This window comes from Streptomyces sp. NPDC054796, assembly GCF_053611545.1.
In genome coordinates, this window is the sequence record NZ_JBSHAO010000006.1 from 122134 (window position 1) to 139835 (window position 17702).

Annotated in this window: 16 protein-coding genes; 12 read left to right on the forward strand and 4 right to left on the reverse strand. The window is 71.4% G+C overall.

The features are described from left to right. Positions 1-7 precede the first annotated feature (7 nt). From pafA to ACWGJ2_RS07380, 10 genes are all read left to right on the forward strand, one after another. Positions 8-1369: a Pup--protein ligase gene (pafA, locus tag ACWGJ2_RS07335; protein ID WP_453345009.1), complete on the forward strand. Its 1362-nt coding sequence runs from the start codon at positions 8-10 to the stop codon at positions 1367-1369. A 165-nt stretch (positions 1370-1534) separates the two neighbouring features. Then, positions 1535-2497 carry an FKBP-type peptidyl-prolyl cis-trans isomerase gene (locus ACWGJ2_RS07340; protein WP_453345010.1) on the forward strand — a complete coding sequence of 321 codons (963 nt, stop codon included), beginning with the start codon at positions 1535-1537 and terminating at the stop codon, positions 2495-2497. Between the two features lie 173 nt (positions 2498-2670). Further along, positions 2671-3045, forward strand: coding sequence for an FKBP-type peptidyl-prolyl cis-trans isomerase (locus tag ACWGJ2_RS07345; protein WP_453345011.1), 375 nt, complete (start codon positions 2671-2673; stop codon positions 3043-3045). A gap of 174 nt (positions 3046-3219) precedes the next feature. After that, positions 3220-4266 carry a helix-turn-helix transcriptional regulator gene (locus ACWGJ2_RS07350; protein ID WP_453345012.1) on the forward strand — a complete coding sequence of 349 codons (1047 nt, stop codon included), beginning with the start codon at positions 3220-3222 and terminating at the stop codon, positions 4264-4266. Between the two features lie 16 nt (positions 4267-4282). Then, entirely contained in the window at positions 4283-5245 is a 963-nt protein-coding gene (locus tag ACWGJ2_RS07355; protein ID WP_453345013.1) for a helix-turn-helix transcriptional regulator, read from the forward strand. A 189-nt stretch (positions 5246-5434) separates the two neighbouring features. Continuing rightward, a complete protein-coding gene (locus ACWGJ2_RS07360) occupies positions 5435-5674 on the forward strand; it encodes a hypothetical protein (RefSeq protein ID WP_453345014.1) in 240 nt (79 codons plus the stop codon). A 211-nt stretch (positions 5675-5885) separates the two neighbouring features. After that, entirely contained in the window at positions 5886-6179 is a 294-nt protein-coding gene (tatA, locus tag ACWGJ2_RS07365; protein WP_453345015.1) for a Sec-independent protein translocase subunit TatA, read from the forward strand. Positions 6180-6305: 126 nt separating this feature from the next. After that, positions 6306-7286, forward strand: a complete 981-nt coding sequence (gene tatC, locus ACWGJ2_RS07370) for a twin-arginine translocase subunit TatC (RefSeq protein WP_453345016.1) — start codon at positions 6306-6308, stop codon at positions 7284-7286. Positions 7287-7303: 17 nt separating this feature from the next. Next, a complete protein-coding gene (locus ACWGJ2_RS07375; RefSeq protein WP_453345017.1) occupies positions 7304-8365 on the forward strand; it encodes a diacylglycerol kinase family protein in 1062 nt (353 codons plus the stop codon). A gap of 45 nt (positions 8366-8410) precedes the next feature. Further along, the gene (locus ACWGJ2_RS07380; RefSeq protein ID WP_453345018.1) at positions 8411-11218 is read left to right on the forward strand and encodes a DEAD/DEAH box helicase; all 2808 of its coding nucleotides are present in this window, start codon (positions 8411-8413) and stop codon (positions 11216-11218) included. Here ACWGJ2_RS07380 and ACWGJ2_RS07385 read toward each other — a convergent pair. Both ACWGJ2_RS07385 and ACWGJ2_RS07390 read right to left on the reverse strand, forming a co-directional pair. Next, a complete protein-coding gene (locus ACWGJ2_RS07385; RefSeq protein WP_453345019.1) occupies positions 11200-11733 on the reverse strand; it encodes an ABA4-like family protein in 534 nt (177 codons plus the stop codon). The two genes, ACWGJ2_RS07380 and ACWGJ2_RS07385, sit on opposite strands and share 19 nt — an antisense overlap. Then, positions 11730-12641: a hypothetical protein gene (locus ACWGJ2_RS07390; RefSeq protein ID WP_453345115.1), complete on the reverse strand. Its 912-nt coding sequence runs from the start codon at positions 12639-12641 to the stop codon at positions 11730-11732. Before ACWGJ2_RS07390 ends, ACWGJ2_RS07385 begins: the two co-directional genes overlap by 4 nt. 263 nt (positions 12642-12904) lie before the next feature. On the opposite strand from ACWGJ2_RS07390, the gene ACWGJ2_RS07395 reads away from it, so the two are divergent. Together ACWGJ2_RS07395 and ACWGJ2_RS07400 are read left to right on the forward strand one after the other, a co-directional pair. Continuing rightward, entirely contained in the window at positions 12905-13939 is a 1035-nt protein-coding gene (locus ACWGJ2_RS07395) for an L-rhamnose mutarotase (protein ID WP_453345020.1), read from the forward strand. A 134-nt stretch (positions 13940-14073) separates the two neighbouring features. After that, positions 14074-15375 carry a phosphatidylinositol-specific phospholipase C1-like protein gene (locus tag ACWGJ2_RS07400; RefSeq protein ID WP_453345021.1) on the forward strand — a complete coding sequence of 434 codons (1302 nt, stop codon included), beginning with the start codon at positions 14074-14076 and terminating at the stop codon, positions 15373-15375. Positions 15376-15516: 141 nt separating this feature from the next. Here ACWGJ2_RS07400 and ACWGJ2_RS07405 read toward each other — a convergent pair whose 3' ends face one another. Together ACWGJ2_RS07405 and ACWGJ2_RS07410 are read right to left on the reverse strand one after the other, a co-directional pair. Further along, positions 15517-16383 (reverse strand): siderophore-interacting protein, encoded by an 867-nt coding sequence (locus ACWGJ2_RS07405; protein ID WP_453345022.1) that lies wholly within the window; start codon positions 16381-16383, stop codon positions 15517-15519. A gap of 82 nt (positions 16384-16465) precedes the next feature. Further along, entirely contained in the window at positions 16466-17374 is a 909-nt protein-coding gene (locus ACWGJ2_RS07410) for a 5'-3' exonuclease (protein ID WP_453345116.1), read from the reverse strand. Positions 17375-17702: the final 328 nt, after the last annotated feature.

Below are 17702 nucleotides of genomic sequence, written 5' to 3' on the forward strand. Positions count from 1 at the left end.
TTCACTCATGGACCGCCGAATCTTCGGGCTGGAGAACGAGTACGGCGTCACATGCACGTTCCGGGGACAGCGGCGGCTGTCCCCTGACGAAGTGGCGCGGTACCTCTTCCGCCGTGTCGTGTCATGGGGCCGCAGCAGCAACGTCTTTCTGCGGAATGGCGCACGCCTCTACCTGGACGTGGGCTCGCACCCGGAGTACGCGACTCCCGAGTGCGACAACGTGACCGAGCTGGTCACCCACGACAAGGCGGGCGAGCGCATCCTTGAGGGCCTCCTCGTCGACGCCGAACGCCGCCTGCACGAGGAAGGAATCGCGGGCGACGTCTATCTCTTCAAGAACAACACCGACTCGGCGGGCAACTCCTACGGCTGCCACGAGAACTATCTCGTGGCCCGGCACGGGGAGTTCTCGCGCCTCGCGGACGTACTGATCCCCTTCCTCGTCACCCGCCAGCTCATGTGCGGCGCGGGCAAGGTGCTCCAGACGCCCCGGGGTGCCGTCTACTGCGTCAGCCAGCGTGCCGAGCACATCTGGGAGGGCGTCTCCTCGGCGACGACCCGCTCCCGGCCCATCATCAACACCAGGGACGAGCCGCACGCCGACGCCGAGCGGTACAGGCGGCTGCACGTCATCGTCGGCGACTCCAACATGTCCGAGACCACCATGCTGCTGAAGGTCGGCGCCACCGACCTCGTCCTGCGCATGATCGAGGCGGGCACCGTGATGCGCGATCTGACGCTGGAGAACCCGATCCGGGCCATCCGCGAGGTCAGCCACGACATCACGGGGCAGCGCAAGGTGCGGCTGGCCAGCGGGCGCGAGGCGTCCGCGCTGGAGGTCCAGCAGGAGTACTACGAGAAGGCGCTGGACTTCTGCGAGCGGCGTGGCATCCGCACGGGCCGGGTCGAGCAGGTGCTGGAGCTGTGGGGCCGCACCCTGGAGGCCATCCGCAGCCAGGAGCTGGACAAGGTCAACACCGAGATCGACTGGGTGATGAAGTACCAGCTCATCGAGCGGTACCGCGCCAAGAACAACATCACGATGTCGCACCCGCGCATCGCCCAGATAGACCTGGCGTACCACGACATCCACCGGCGTCGTGGCCTCTACTACCTGCTGGAGCGGAACGGGCAGGCCGCCCGCATCTGCAACGACCTCAAGATCTTCGAGGGCAAGTCCGTGCCGCCGCAGACCACGCGTGCGCGGCTGCGCGGTGACTTCATCCGGCGCGCCCAGGAACAGCGGCGGGACTTCACCGTCGACTGGGTGCACCTCAAGCTGAACGACCAGGCGCAGCGCACCGTGCTGTGCAAGGACCCCTTCCGCTCCGTCGATGAACGAGTGGAGAAACTGATCGCCGGAATGTGACCGGCGCCGGAATGTGACCGGATTTCTCCGGAGCGTGCGCTTGACCGTACGGAACCACGCGTGTGCGCCGGGAGAAGTCACCGTGTCGTGGGTGGCGGGGGTGCCCGGGCGTAGTCGTAGGGTTGGCTCGACTGCCCGGACACCCCTACACCGCGAGTTGGACACATGCTGCTAACAACCGGGGGAACGACTCCCCGTCTTTCCAAGAAGTTCGCGCGCCGCGCCGCCGCCGCGCTGGTCGTCCCCATGCTGATCGCGTCCGCCGCGGCCTGCGGCAGCGAGGACGGATCGTCCGACTCCAAGGGCGGCGCCCCCGCCGTCACCGGCGACGCGGGCAAGAAGCCCAAGGTCGCCAAGGGCGAGGGCGACCCGCCGAAGGACCTTCAGGTCAAGGTCCTCAAGGAGGGCAACGGCGAGAAGGTCAAGAAGGGCGACGCGCTCAACGCGGACTACCTCGGCCAGCTCTGGAACGGCAAGGAGTTCGACAGCAGCTGGAAGCGCGGTCAGCCGGCCACCTTCGAGATCGGCACCGGCAAGGTCATCAAGGGCTGGGACGAGGCCCTGGTGGGCAAGAAGCTCGGCAGCCGCGTCGAGATCGTCGTGCCCCCGGACAAGGGCTACGGCAAGCAGGGCCAGCCGCCTCAGATCCCCAAGAACTCGACGCTGGTCTTCGTCGTCGACCTGAAGAAGATCATGCCGAGCCAGATCGACGGCAAGGCCAGCGACGCCGAGCACAACTCGGAGCTGCCCAAGGTCAGCAGCAAGGTCGAGAAGGGCAAGGCCCCGTCCGTCGAGATGCCCGACGGCAAGGAAGAGGCGCCCGACAAGATCGTGAGCGAGACCGTGGTCGAGGGCGACGGCAAGACCGTCGACGCGAAGAGCACCGTCCTCGCGCACTTCACCGCCAAGCTGTGGAAGGGCGGCAAGCAGCTCGACGACACCTGGCAGCAGGGCGGCCCGCAGGAGATCCCGGTCTCCCAGATCCCCGGCTGGAAGGACGGCCTCAAGGGCGCCAAGGCAGGCAGCCGCGTGGTGATCTCGGTCCCGAAGGACGAGTTCCCCAAGGAGCAGCAGAAGCAGTTCAAGTCCGGCGTCGTCTTCTCCGTGGACGTGCTCAACGTCAGCTAGCGCCTGGCGGGAGAGTCCGGCGGGTCCCGGCAGGAGTGCAGGGGGCGCGGCGCGCCCCCCTCACCCACCTTTCACCCGCCTCGCCGGAGCGCTCCCAGGCTGGTCGCGCGCGGTGCTCCCGGGCGTGGCAGACTGGCGCAGTTGTCCGAAAGATACGTTCGTAGGAGCCATTCGTGAGCATCGACAAGCCCGAGGTCGACTTCCCCGAGGGCGAGCCGCCGGCAGACCTGGAGATCGTCGAGATCTGGGAGGGCGACGGGCCGGAGGCCAAGGCGGGCGACAACGTCGCCGTCCACTACGTCGGCGTCTCCTTCTCCTCCGGCGAGGAGTTCGACGCAAGCTGGAACCGCGGCAAGCCGCTCCAGTTCCAGCTCGGCGCCGGACAGGTCATTCCCGGCTGGGACAAGGGCGTGCAGGGCATGAAGGTCGGCGGGCGCCGTCGGCTGACCATCCCGGCCCACCTCGCCTACGGCGAGCGCGGCGCGGGCGGGGGCCGGATTCAGCCGAACGAGACGCTGATCTTCGTTTGCGACCTGGTCTCCGTCTGAGCGACGGCCGGTACACGTCCGAGGGCCCCGCGGCAGCCGCGGGGCCCTCGGACCGTTCCGGGCACCCCTCCGCACCGGCGTTCTCCCCGGCTGTACCCTTCGCTTTTGCCGGGCGTTGCCGGAGCGGTACGGTCAACTGCCGAGAGCAGCATGAGAGAGGGCAAGAGGGATCCCATGGCGATTGCCAAGGCCGAGCGGCTGATGAACCTCGCGCTGTGCCTCCTGGGAGCCCCGCGCCCGCTCACCAAGCGTGAACTGCGCGATTCCATCGAGGCGTACATCGAAGCGGGCGGCGACGACTCCTTCAACCGGATGTTCGAGCGCGACAAGGACGACCTGCGCGAGCTGGGCCTCGTCATCGACACCGTGGAGAACCTGGACGGCGAGACCGGCTACGTCGCCCGGCGCGACAGCAACCGCCTCCCTCCCGTCACGCTCGACGCCGAGGAGGCCACGGCGCTCAACCTCGCGGCCCGCGTCTGGCAGCAGGCCAGGCTCGCCGGGGCCGCGAGCGGGGCGCTCCAGAAGCTGCGCGCGGCCGGAGGCATGCCGCAGCAGCCGGAGGGCACGGAGAGCGTTTCCGGCGCGAGCGGTGCGGACGGCGCGGGCGGCGAGCGAGCTGCGGGCGGCGCGTCCGCGGGCCAGGCGGCGCAGCCGCACAGCACCCTGGAGCCCCATATCCCGGCCCGCGAGGCCGCGTTCGAGCCGCTGATGCTCGCGTGCCGCGACCGCCGCCCCGTCGTCTTCGACTACCGCAAGTCCAACGCGGCACACCCCGAGCGCCGCCAGGTCGAACCGTGGACGCTGGAGTGCTGGCGCGGGCACTGGTACCTCGCGGGCTACGACCGGGACCGGCAGGCCGAGCGTGTCTTCCGGATCTCCCGCATCACCGGTTCCGTCCGGTCCCGCGCCGGTGCCTTTACGGCGCCCGTGCCCGACCAGGTCACCGTCCGCGAGACCGTCGAGCGGTTCGCGGGCGAGAGCGCCTCGCGCAGCGCCCGTATCCGCCTGCGGTCCGGTTCCGGATACCCGCTGCGGGCCCGTGCGACAGAGGCGCGGGAGCTGGGCGGCGAGTGGACGGGCTGGGAGGAGCTGGAGGTGCCCTACGGGCACGGTCTGGACGCCTGGCTCGTCGAGTTCGGCGCCGACGTGATCGTGCTGGAGCCCGCTGAGCTGCGGGCCGACGTGCTGGACCGGCTGCGCGCCGTGGCCAAGGGCTGAGGGGGAGACGTACGGCATGGCATCGAACGCCATCGACCAGACACGCCGGATGCTGTCCCTGGTCACCTATCTGCGCGACCGGCCGGGGGCCCGCGTCGAGGACGTGGCCCGCGCCTTCGGCATCAGCACGGACGAGCTGATCTCGGACCTCAACGTGCTGCCGATGTGCGGCACCAGCTTCCGGGGCGGCGATCTGCTGGAGATCGACACCGACGGCGAGCGGATCTGGTGGCGCAACGCGGAGGCGCTGGGCAGCGACACGGCCCAGCCGCTGCGGCTGGCCGCCGACGAGGCCACGGCCCTGCTGGTCGCGGCGCGCGCCGTGGCGACCCTGCCGGGGCTGCGCGAGAGCGACAGGGACGCGCTGCGCCGGGCCACCGCGAAGCTGGAGGAGGCGGCGGGCGAGAGCGCCGGTGCCAGCTCCCGGCTCTCGGTGACCTTCGAGTCGGAGGGCGGGGTCTTCGCGGCCGTCGACCGCGCACTCGCCGAGCGCCGGAGGCTCTGGATCCGCTACTACTCACCGGCGCGCGACGAGCTGACCTCGCGCGAGATCGACCCGATCCGGCTGTTCGCCGTGGGCCACACCTACGTCGAGGCGTGGTGCCGCCTCTCCGAGGCGCGGCGCACCTTCCGGCTCGACCGCGTCGCGGAGATCCAGTTGCTGGACGAGACCGCCGATCCGCCGCCCATGGAGCTGCGCGATCTGAGCGAGGGCCTGGTCCAGCCCGCGGCCGAGGACCCCGAGGTCGTGGTGGAGGTCGGTCCTGGCGGGCGCTGGGTCGCGGAGTATTACCCGCACGACAGCGCCGAGGAGCTGCCCGACGGAGGGCTGCGGATCACGCTCCGTACGCCTGACCCCGCCTCGCTGCGGCGGCTCGCCCTGCGGCTCGGGCGCGACGGACGCATCACCGAGCCCGCCGAACTGGCGGCCAGCGCCCGCGAGGCGGCCCGACTGGCGCTGGCGGCGTACGGGGAGTGACCCCGGCCACCCGTGGGGTGCGCCGTGCGAGTGGGCTCCGCGAGTGCGCCCCGCGAGTGATACGGCCCACTCGGGTGACGGGTGCGCGTCGCGGGCGTGGCGCGGGCGTGGCGCGTTCCGCGTGTTCCGTGCGCCCGGGCGGGTGGGCGCCGTGACCCTCGGGTTCCGCTTGGCCGATAGGCTTCCCGCATGCTCTGGCCCATGTTCTTTGTCGCGCTCGCCTTCTGCGGAATCGCCGTGCTCGGCGTGCTGGCCGTCCGGGTCGCGCTGGAGGTGAGGCGCTTCTCCCGCGCCGTCGGGGACAGCGCGGAGCGGATCACGCTGGCCGCCGAGGACCTGGAGCGCGCGGCGCTTCCGCTGGCCGGGCGCGCCTCGCGCGCGACCGTACGCCCTGCTCCGACGACCCGTGCGGATTCCGCCGATCGTTGACGGCGCTCTCCAGTCTCGTACGGACGACCGGTACGCTGCTGTATGCGGCGTCTGTGATACGTGGTGGCGGTAATCAGGAGTACGCACGGGCATTGCCCCGCGTTCACTCCCCAGGGTTACGATCGCTGTCAGCACGACAGCACGACGCAGCCAGTCCGAATTCATACGGCAGGCACGGAAACACGCCGCCCCGGCGAGAAGGTAGTGGCACATGATCGCAGGTCTGAAGCCCATGGAGATCGTTCTGATCCTCCTGGTCATCCTGCTGCTGTTCGGCGCCAAGAAGCTCCCGGACATGGCCCGTTCGCTGGGCAAGTCGGCCCGCATCCTCAAGAGCGAGGCCAAGCAGATGAAGAAGGAGGGCGCGAGCGAGGACACCGAGGCGGGCAAGTCCACCGACGCCGAGCAGTCCGCGCCCCGGACCATCCAGGCGGCACCGGGCGATGTCTCGACGTCGCGTCCCGTGAGCGAGCCGGCCGCGCAGCAGCAGTCGAAGCAGAGCTGACGGCAGCCGAAGCGGAGCCGATCGACGGCCGGTCCGAAAACCGGCATGTGACCGGGTGAATGCCTCCTTCAAGGCTTCCCCGGCATCTTCTGGTAATTCCGACACTTCTGACAACGAGGACACGGGTTGCTCAAGTCCGCCCGCACAGAGGGTAAGCAGCAGAAGGACCCCGAGGGGCGGATGCCGCTCGCGGAGCACCTGCGGGAGTTGCGCAACCGTCTGATGAAGTCGGTGCTGGCGATTCTCGTCGTCTGTGTTGTCGCGATGATCTACTACAAGCAGATCGCCGATTTCCTCACCGACCCGGTCCGTGACTCCGTCGGCTGCACCAAGGGCTTCGGCCAGGCAGCCCAGGACGGCGAGACCTGTGCCGAGATCACGATCAACGGCCTGATCGCGCCCTTCACCATCATGCTGAAGGTGGCGCTGACCGCCGGTGTCGTCGTGGCCTCCCCGGTCTGGCTCTACCAACTGTGGGCGTTCCTCGCGCCCGGTCTGCACAGCCACGAGAAGAAGTACGCGCGCAGCTTCGTCGGCGCGGGCGTGCCGCTCTTCCTCGGCGGCGCCTACCTCGCCTATCTGGTCCTCCCCGCCGCCGCCAAGGCGCTGCTCGACTTCAGCCCCGACGGCACCGGCAACCTGATCCCGCTGGACGACTTCCTCGACATCGTCACCCGGCTCGTCGTCGTCTTCGGGCTCGCCTTCGAGCTGCCCCTGCTGCTCGTCCTGCTCAACCTCGGCGGCATCCTCAAGGGCAAGCAGCTTCTCGGCTGGTGGCGGATCATGGTGCTCTGCATCACGGTCTTCTCGGCCATCGCCACGCCCACCGGCGACCCGCTGACCATGGGCGCGCTCGCCGCTCCCATCGTGCTCCTCTACTTCGGCGCCGTCGGCGTCTGCCTCTTCAACGACCGCCGCCGCGCGAAGAGCGACCCCTACGCGGGACTGGACGACGACGAGGCGTCCGAGCTGGACATCCCCGAGGCGATCGGCACCTCCGAGTCCGTGCCGTCCCCGCGCGCGCTGCCCGAGGGCGAGAACGGCTCAGGCAACGGTGACGGACGCCAGGGCCCGAGCGGCCGGAACGGTTTCGACGACGCGACCTGATCCGGTACCGTCCGCGCGTGACCAGCGAGATCACCCTCTTCGTCAACCCGACGGCAGGCCGCGGACGCGGCGCCCACGCGGCACAGCCCGCCGCGCACGCCCTGCGGGAAGCGGGTTTCGCGGTACGCACCGTGGTCGGAAACGACGCCCCTGACGCGCTCGCCCGCGCCCGCGAGGCCGTCGCGGGCGGCACCGGCGCTCTCATAGCGGTTGGCGGCGACGGCATGGTCTCCCTCGCGCTCCAGGCCGTCGCCGGTACGGGCACCCCGCTCGGTGTCGTCGCCGTCGGCACGGGCAACGACTTCGCCCGCGCGAGCGGGCTCCCCGTGCGGGCCCCCGCCGAGGCGAGCCGCGTGATCGCCCGCGCGCTCAAGGGAGGCTGCGGCCGGGAGATCGACCTGGCCCGCGTCACCCGCGTCCCCGCTTTCCCCGGCCCGCGCGGCGCGGACGACACGCCGGGGCCCGAGACCGGTTCGGAAGCAGCCAGCCCGGAAGCGAGCGGTCCGGAATCCGTCGGCGCGCCGACGGACCCCCTCGCGGGCGCAGGGAAGCGACGGCACTGGTTCGGCACCGTCCTCGCCTCCGGCTTCGATTCGCGCGTCAACGACCGCGGCAACCGGATGCGCCACCCGGCCGGACGGCTCAAGTACGACCTGGCCATGCTCGCCGAGCTGGCCACCCTGCGCACCGTCCCGTACCGCCTCACCCTCGACGGCGGCGACGGCGGCGAGGGCGGCGAGCCCAGGCGGATCGTGGAGACCGAGGCCGTTCTGGTGGCCGTCGGCAACGGCTCCTCGTACGGCGGCGGCATGCGCATCTGCGCGGACGCGTCGATGACGGACGGGTTCCTGGACGTGACCGTCGTCGGCGCCTGCTCCCGCAGCACGCTGCTGCGGGTCTTCCCCCGCGTGTACAAGGGCACCCACCTCGGACATCCGGCCGTCACCGTCCACCGGGTGCGCGCGGTGACGGTGGAGGCGCGCGACGTGACCGCGTACGCGGACGGGGAGCCGCTGGGCGCGCTGCCGCTGAGGGCGGAGGCGGTGCCCGGAGCCGTGCGTCTCCTCATGGACGATTAAAGATCGTGATCTGTGTCAGAGGTGGCCGGTAGTCTCGTAGACACGATGACCGAGGACCTGTCCCCAGCAGAGCGATACACCGAGGCTCGGAGGCGCGCAGCCGAGCAGGCCACCGCTCTCGCCCCCTTCCGTGACCTGTACGACTTCGATCTCGACGCGTTCCAGGTCGAAGCGTGCCAAGCCCTCGAAGCCGGAAAGGGAGTGCTGGTCGCGGCGCCGACCGGCTCCGGCAAGACGATCGTCGGCGAGTTCGCCGTCCATCTGGCCCTGACGCAGGGCCGCAAGTGCTTCTACACCACCCCCATCAAGGCACTGTCCAACCAGAAGTACAACGACCTGGCCAAGCGCTACGGCGCGGACAGGGTCGGCCTGCTGACGGGCGACAACAGCGTGAACTCCGACGCCCCGATCGTCGTCATGACGACCGAAGTGCTCCGGAACATGCTCTACGCCGGTTCGCAGGCCCTCGTCGGCCTGGGCTATGTCGTCATGGACGAGGTGCACTATCTCTCCGACCGCTTCCGCGGGGCCGTCTGGGAAGAGGTGATCATCCACCTTCCCGAGTCGGTCACCCTGATCTCGCTGTCGGCCACCGTCTCGAACGCGGAGGAGTTCGGCGACTGGCTGGACACCGTACGCGGCCACACCGAGGTGATCGTCTCCGAGCACCGGCCCGTGCCGCTGTGGCAGCACGTGCTCGCCGGGCGGCGGATGTACGACCTCTTCGAGGAGAAGGGGGACAAGCGGGAGGTCAATCCGGACCTGGTGCGGATGGCCAGGATGGAGAACAGCCGCGTCGGGCCGCGCGAGCGCCAGCGGGGCCGCCCCAAGCGGGAGGCGGACCGCGAGCGCGAGCGGCGGCAGCGCTCCCGCGTCTGGACGCCCAGCCGTGCCGAGGTCATCGACCGCCTGGACTCCGAGGGCCTGCTGCCCGCCATCACCTTCATCTTCAGCCGCGCGGGCTGCGAGGCGGCCGTCCAGCAGTGCCTCTACGCCGGACTGCGGCTCAACGACCAGGCGGCCCGCACCCGGGTGCGGGAGATCGTCGAGCAGCGCACCGCCGACATCCCGGACGAGGACCTGCACGTCCTGGGCTATTTCGAGTGGCTGGAGGGCCTGGAGCGGGGCATCGCGGCGCACCACGCGGGCATGCTGCCGACGTTCAAGGAGGTCGTCGAGGAGCTGTTCGTGCGCGGCCTGGTCAAGGCCGTCTTCGCGACCGAGACACTGGCGCTGGGCATCAACATGCCCGCCCGCTCCGTGGTCCTGGAGAAGCTGGTCAAGTGGAACGGCGAGCAGCACGCCGACATCACCCCGGGCGAGTTCACCCAGCTCACGGGCCGCGCCGGGCGCCGCGGCATCGACATCGAAGGGCACGCCGTCGTCCTGTGGCAGCGCGGCATGGACCCGGGCGCGCTGGCGGGTCTCGCGGGCACGCGGACGTATCCGCTGCGCTCCTCCTTCAAGCCGTCGTACAACATGGCCGTCAATCTCGTCGGCCAGTTCGGGCGGCACCGCTCGCGCGAACTGCTGGAGACCTCGTTCGCGCAGTTCCAGGCGGACCGCTCCGTCGTGGGCATCTCGCGCCAGGTGCAGAAGAACGAGGAGGGTCTGGAGGGCTATCGCGGCTCGATGACCTGCCATCTCGGCGATTTCGAGGAGTACGCGCGGCTGCGCCGTCAGCTCAAGGACCGCGAGACGGAGCTGGCCAAGCAGGGCGCCGTGCAGCGCAGGGCCCAGGCGTCCGCCTCGCTGGAGAAGCTGAAGCCGGGCGACGTCATCCATGTGCCCACGGGCAAGTTCGCCGGGCTGGCCCTGGTCCTCGATCCGGGCACCTCCGGAGGGCGCAGCCCGAGCCACCGGCAGGGCTGGGACCCGTATCAGGACGGCCCGCGTCCGCTCGTGCTCACCGCGCAGCGGCAGGTCAAGCGGCTGGGCTCGGTCGATTTCCCGGTGCCCGTGGAGGCGCTGGACCGGATGCGGATCCCCAAGTCCTTCAACCCCCGCAGCCCGCAGTCGCGCCGCGACCTGGCCTCGGCGCTGCGCACGAAGGCGGGCCACCACGAGCCGGCGCGGCACCGCAAGCAGCGCTCCGAGGCGGCGGATGATGCCGAGCTCGCACGGCTGCGCACCGAGCTGCGGCAGCACCCCTGCCACGGCTGCGACGAGCGCGAGGACCACGCGCGCTGGGCCGAGCGCTATCACCGGCTCAAGCGGGACACGCGTCAGCTGGAGCGCAAGATCGAGGGGCGCACGAACACCATCGCGCGCACCTTCGACCGCGTCTGCGGCGTGCTGACGGACCTCGGCTATCTGCGCGGTGACGAGGTGACCGAGGACGGCCGCCGTCTCGCCAGGCTCTACGGCGAGCTGGACCTGCTGGCCTCCGAGTGCCTGCGCGACGGCGTCTGGGAGGGCCTGCCGCCCGCCGAGCTGGCCGCCTGCGCCTCGGCGCTGGTCTACGAGGCGCGTTCCAACGACGACGCGCTGCCGCCCAAGCTGCCGGGCGGCCGTGCCAAGACCGCACTGGACGAGATGGTCCGCATCTGGGGCCGTCTCGACGCGCTGGAGGAGGAGCACCGCATCCAGCAGACCGAGGGCGTGGGCCAGCGCGAGCCCGATCTCGGCTTCGCCTGGGCCGCCTACCGCTGGGCCGAGGGCCACGGCCTGGACGCGGTCCTGCGGGACGCGGACATGCCGGCCGGTGACTTCGTGCGCTGGTGCAAGCAGTGCCTCGACGTGCTGGGGCAGATCGCGGCGGCGGCCCCGGAGGGCGGCACGGTCGCGAAGAACGCCCGCCGTGCCACCGACGCGATGCTGCGCGGGGTCGTCGCCTACTCCAGCGTGGGCTGAGCCTGCTGAGCCGCGGGCCCGGCGTGTGCCGTCGGGCCGTGCGCCGTCGGGCTGTGGCTGTGGTGTGCCGCGTCCCCGTTCCGCTCCGGCGGCGCGGGGACGCGGCGCTTCACGGCCCGTAGCAACAGGAAGACGGCGACGCCGATGGGCGAGAGCAGGATCGACAGCACCAGCACCGGGCCCATGACCAGCGCGGAGATGCCCAGGGCGCGGGCCTCGCGGTACATCCACTGGCCCAGGAACAGGTCCCAGGCGATGACCTGCGCCCAGACCGCGCCCGCGCCGCCCGGCAGGGCCAGCAGCTCCTGCCAGGTGCCCAGGTCCGGGCTGCGTACGGCGGTCCACAGCTCGCCGAACACGGGCGCGGCCAGCGCGAGGTAGACCAGCAGCACGGGGACCATCGGCAGCGGCGAAGCGGCGATCCGGTCGGTGAGGCGCCGCCCCGGCGCGAGGATCATCAGCGCCCAGAACGGGGCGGCGAGCAGGAACGACAGCTCGAAGAGGGTTTCGGTCACGGGGTGCCTCCAGAAGGGGAGCGAAGTGCGTGGGCCGCGACGGCGGCCGTCAGCGCGAGGAGCACGGCGAGCGCGGTGAGCGTCAGCGCGTCGGGCCGGAGCAGTGGCTGACCGCGCAGCGCCTGCCACGTCAGCAGCGCGGTGAGGCCGCCCGTCGCGAGGGCCGCTGCCCGTACGAGGCGGAGGCGCACGAGCGGGTCCCGCAGCCGGGCGAGCCGGGCGAGCCGGGCAGACCGGGCCGGGTGGTCCGACGACCGGGGCAGGCGCGTCGCCACGGTGTCGAGGGCGAGGAGCAGCAGGGGCAGGGCCTGGAGTGCGTGCATGCCCACGAAGTGCGGTATCCGCAGGTCACCGCCGGTCGTGCTCCAGCCTGTGAGCGGCATTCCGGGGCCGCCGTCCGGCACGCCCACGGCGTGCGCGCCGCTCGCCTCCAGCGCGGGCGCCGCCTGCTGGGGGAGCGTCATCAGCACGCCCACCGCCATTCCGGCCAGCGCGATGAGGAGCCCGGCGCGCAGGGCGAGGGCCGCGGCCCTGTCGGGGAAGGGCACGCGGGCGAGGAGCACCGCGACGAGGAGCGTGGCGCCCCAGAAGAGGGCGATGGTGCCGCCCATGACCTCGAACAGCGTCGCGTCGAAGGGCGTCTCGGTGTTGAAGTGGCTGCGCCTGCCCCGGGCGGTCTGGAACACGATGATCACCATCTCCGTGGTCGCCGTCGCCACCAGGGCGGCCGAGGCGGCACCGACCGTCCTGCGGCGCCCCGGGATCAGGGAGAGCAGCCAGGCGAGCGAGAGCCCGTAGGCGGCGAAGGACACCGAGAATTTGAGCGGCTTCAGCCAGACCGGCGAGCCGAGCAGCGTCCTGTCGTCCACGAGCAGTCCGATGGCGCTGACCACGGCGAGCACGGCCATGGCCGCGGAGAAGAACAGCATCGGGCGGTTCCACGCGGCGACGGTGGCGACGGCGCGGGCGGGCGGCGGTACGGGGTCACGTCGGCGGCGTAAGCCGGAAGCGGCGGGCACGGCGGAAGCGGGCATGGGTCCCCCTGGGCGTCATGGCATCCGAATATGGATAGCGGCACTTGCTGCTATCGGTTAGGGGGACTATCTATGATGGAATCCGTGTTGGCAAGGGCCGTCTTGCGAACAGTCGGACAGAGCAGGGGAGTTGGGGCATGCGCATCGGTGAACTGAGCAGGAGGACCGGCGTCGCGATCCCGACGATCAAGTTCTACGTACGGGAGGGGCTGCTCCCACCCGGCGAGCTGACCAGCCCCAACCAGGCGCGCTACGGCGAGGAGCACGAGCGCAGGCTCCGGCTCGTCCGCGCGCTGATCGAGGTGGGCGGGCTGTCCGTGGCCGCCGTGGGCGAGGTGCTCTCGGCCGTGACGTCGCCGGACAGGCCGGTCCACGATGTGCTCGGTGTCGCCCAGTACAGCGTGACGGCGGCCCCCGAGGGGGACGGCGAGGGGCGTGCCGAGGCGGAGCGGGCCGTACAGCGGCTGAGCGAGCGGCGGGGCTGGCCCGCGGAAGCGGCCGAGAGCCCGGCGACGGCCACCCTCATCGACACGCTCACGGTGCTGGAACAGCTCGGGCACGGCGGCCTGTGGGGGCTGCTGGACACCTACGCGGAGGCCAGCGAACTGATAGCGGAGGCCGACGTCTCCTACGTCGCCGACGCACAGGACGCGGAGGCGGCGCCCGAAGTGATGGCCGAGCGCCTCGTGGTGGGGACGGTGCTGGGGGACACCGTGCTCATGGCGCTGCGCAGGCTCGCGCAGGAGGCGGGTTCGGCGCGGCGGTTCGAGGACGGCGGTCCGGACCACGAGAAGACCGCCCCCGCTTCTGCCCCCGCCCCCGCCTCCGCGTCGGAGGCCGGGCCCGGCGTCCAGCGCTACGGGAAGGTCATCAGGCTTCGGCCCGAGCACGCGGAGGAGTATCTGCGGCTGCACGCGCAGCCGTGGCCCGCCGTGCTGGAGGCGATCACCGCCTGCAACATCCGCAACTACTCGATCTTCCTCGACGACGGGCTGCTCTTCTCGTACTTCGAGTACGTCGGCGACGACTACGCCGCCGACACGGCCCGCATGGCGGCCGACCCGGTCACCCGTGACTGGTGGAAGCTGACGGATCCCTGCCAGGAGCAGACCGCGAACGCGGTGCCGGGGGAGTGGTGGACGCCGATGCGGGAGGTCTTCCACCACGACTGAGGCCCCGTCGCACTGCCGCTGTCACGCCCAGGAGGGGAACGCGGAGTTCAACTTGCCGCCCGGAGCGCGATGTTGACCAGGTGCGGGGGCGACGGCATGTTGAGCCCGTATCCGCCGCCTGACGGGAGACCCACGTGCGCCGACACCTCAGCGACCACCGGAACCACCGGGACAACCGGGACAACCGGAACCACCTGACCGGCCGGACCGGTTCCGCTCTCACACCCCGTACCGGCACGGTCCGCGCACGGGCCAGACCCGTGCTCCGCGGCTGGCTCCGCGCCGCGACCGCGCTCGCCGCCGTCGCGGCGCTGTCGTCGGCGGCCCAGGCCGCGCCTCAGCACGCGCCCCCGCGACACGGGCACGGGGGCGACCCGGCGGGCTCGCTGCGCCTCACCCAGGTGCAGGCCATGGCCACGCACAACAGCTACCACCGCGAGGCGTCCTTCGCCGAGCAGCAGCTCATGAGCCAGCACGACCCCAACTTCCAGACGCTGCTCTACAGCCACGCGTCCCTGCCCGTGCAGTTCGAGCGCCAGCGGGTGCGCGGCATCGAGCTGGACGTCTTCCCCGACCCCGACGGCGGGCTCTACGCGGACCCGCTGATCCGGAAGCAGGCCGGACTGCCCCCGCTCACCGATCCCGGCTGGAAGAAGCCGGGCTTCAAGGTGATGCACTGGGGCGACTTCGACTACGGCACGAGCTGTGTGACGCTCACGGGCTGTCTGAAACAGGTCAAGAAGTGGTCGGAGAACAGCCCGGGGCACGTCGCCGTGCCGATCCTGCTGGAGCTGAAGCAGACCGACCCGCGGCTGGAGGAGCGGGGTGGCGCCAAGAGTCCGCCCTGGGACACGGCGATGCTGGACGCGCTCGACGCCGAGATCCGTTCCGTCTTCCCCGACGAGGACACCGTCACCGCCGACGACATACGCCACCGGGGCGAGACCCTGGAGCGCTCTGTGCTCAAGCGCGGCTGGCCGAAAGTCGCTGACACCCGGGGCAAGACGATGTTCTTCATGGACAACGACGACCCGAAGCTCCAGGACGCCTACCGCGCGGGCGGGCGCGAGAGCCTTCAGGGCCGGGTGCTGTTCACCGACTCCGAGCCGGGGCGCGCCGACGCCGCCTTCATGAAGGTCAATGACCCGACCGGTGCCAACAAGGCTGTCATCCAGGACCTGGTGAAGCGGGGCTACTACGTGCGCACGCGCTCCGACGTCCCCCTGACGCAGGCGAGCACGGGTGACACGCGCATGCTGCGGGACGCGCTGGAGTCCGGTGCCCAGATGGTCAGCACGGACTTCCCGGTGCCGGGGCCGGCGGCGCGCTACGGGTCCGACTATGTCGCCGAGCTGCCGCCGGGGAGCGGTCCCGTGCGGTGCAACCCGGTCACGGCGACCGGGCACCGTTGCCCCGGAAATCGGCTGGAACGCTGACCCGGCCTGGAACGCTGCCCAGGCCCGGGGCGCCGACGCCGTGGGGCGGCCGGTCGGGCGACGGCCCTGGGCCGGGCCGTGCCGTGCCGCCCCCTTCCCCCTCCCCGCTCTCCGCGCGAGCGGGATCAGCTCCGAGCGGGATCAGCCCTGCGCCGCGCCCGCGCGCTCCGCCCCGCTCTCCTGCTCGGCCTCCACCTGCGCGTTCCATTCCTGCTTCGACGCCTGCCAGCCGTCCTCGTTGTGGCCGACGCGCCAGTACCCGGAGATGGAGAGCTGCTCGCGCGTCACCTCGCGCTCCAGGCGCAGGTGGCGGCGCAGCTCCTTCACGAAGCCCGCCTCGCCGTGCACGAACGCCTGCACCTGTCCGGCCGGGAACTCCAGCGCGCGGACGGACTCCACGAGCCGCTGGCCCACGGGGGCCGAGCCGCGGTGCAGCCACGTCACCTGCGCGCCCAGCGGCGCGTCCAGCTTCTGCTCCTCCTCGGGGCCCTCGACCTCGATCAGCGCGTACACGGGCGCCCCGGCGGGCGCGGCCTCCAGCGAGGCGGCGATGGCGGGCAGCGCGCTCTCGTCGCCGACGAGCAGGTGCCAGTCCGCGTCGGCGCCGGGCGAGTAGGCGCCGCCGGGGCCGAGGAACCTGATCTCGTCGCCCGGCTGGGCCTTGTCGGCCCAGGGGCCCGCGAGGCCCGCGTCGCCGTGCACCACGAAGTCGATGGTCAGCTCGCGGGCCTCAGGGTCCCAGCGGCGCACGGTGTACGTGCGGGTGACGGGCCACTGGTGGCGCGGGAAGTCGGCGCGGATCTGGGCCATGTCGAAGGGCTCGGGATAGGTGACGTCCGGCAGCGGGAAGAGCAGTTTGACGTAGTGGTCGGTGTGCTCACCGGCGGAGAAGTCCGCCAGTCCCTCGCCGCCGAGGACGACGCGCACCATGTGCGGCGTCAGTCGCTCCGTGCGCGTCACCCGCGCGCTGTGGAGCTGGGGCTTCTTACGTGCCGGACGTTCTGCCACGGTGGCCTCCCTGAAGCGCTGCGGCGATCACTGGTTAGGTTTACCTAACCTAACACCTCGGCCCGTGTGTGCGGAGACCTCCTCACGCCTGTTCAAGTGCGGACAGCAGCCTCTCCAGCGAGCCGCCGAGCCCCCAGCGCTCGCCGAGGCGCGCCAGCTCGTCCGCGTCGCGCGGGCGCGCGGGCAGCGCCGGGTCGAACTCCGGGAGCGCCACGTCGTCCGCGACGCGCACCACCTTCGGGGCCACGGCGATGTACGGGCGCGCCTCGTCCAGCTTCTTGCGCTGCGACGGGGTCAGCTTGGCGCCGGGGTCGTCGACGGCGGCCATGATCCCGGCGAGGTCCCCGAACGCGTCCAGCAGCTTGGCCGCGGTCTTCTCGCCGATGCCGGGCACGCCGGGCAGCCCGTCGCTCGGGTCCCCGCGCAGCAGGGCCAGATCGACGTAGCCGGAGCCGTCCACGCCGTACTTCTCGCGCAGGGCCTCCCCGTCGTAGGCGGCGAGGGTGCCCACGCCCTTGACCGGGTACAGGACGCGGACGCCGCGCTCGTCGTCGATGAGCTGGAAGAGGTCGCGGTCGCCGGTGACGATGTCGACGGGGCCCGTCGCGCGGGCGGTGAGGGTGCCGATGATGTCGTCGGCCTCGTAGCCCTCGGCGCCGACCCGGGCGATGCCCGCCGCGTCGAGCACGGCCTCGATCACCGGGACCTGGGGCGAGAGCGTGTCGGGGATCTCCTCGGCGTCGGCGCCCCCGGCGACCTCCTCGGCGACGCGGTGCGCCTTGTAGGAGGGGATCAGATCGACCCGCCACTGGGGGCGCCAGTCGAAGTCCATGCAGGCCACGAGGTCGTCGGGGTGGTGGTCGCGGACGAGTCTGGTGATGAAGTCCAGCAGCCCGCGTACGGCGTTCACGGGCGTCCCGTCGGGGCTCCTGACGGAGTCGGGCACTCCGAAGTACGCGCGGAAGTAGAGCGAGGCGGTGTCGAGGAGCATGAGGCGGCGCGCTGTTGTGGTCACGCCCCGATGATGCCGTATCCGGTGGCGCCGTTACGGGTGCCCGCTGACGCCGTAAGGGCGCCCGCGAATGCCCGAAAGCGGCGTTCAAGTGTGCGCACGGAGAGCGTTCTCCAAACACGCGGACGCATGTGACCCGCACCACTGCGGCGTTTACAAGCCATCCGGCGGGGCAGGTGCGCACGCGGACCGGCATCGGTGTCGCCTACATCGATTCCGTAAGGTGTGCATTTGTCCGGTAGGCCCGGATGCCGGTCGGCGACCCGCCAGCGGGGGAGGCGGGTCGTTTCCCGTTCCGCGACTTCGA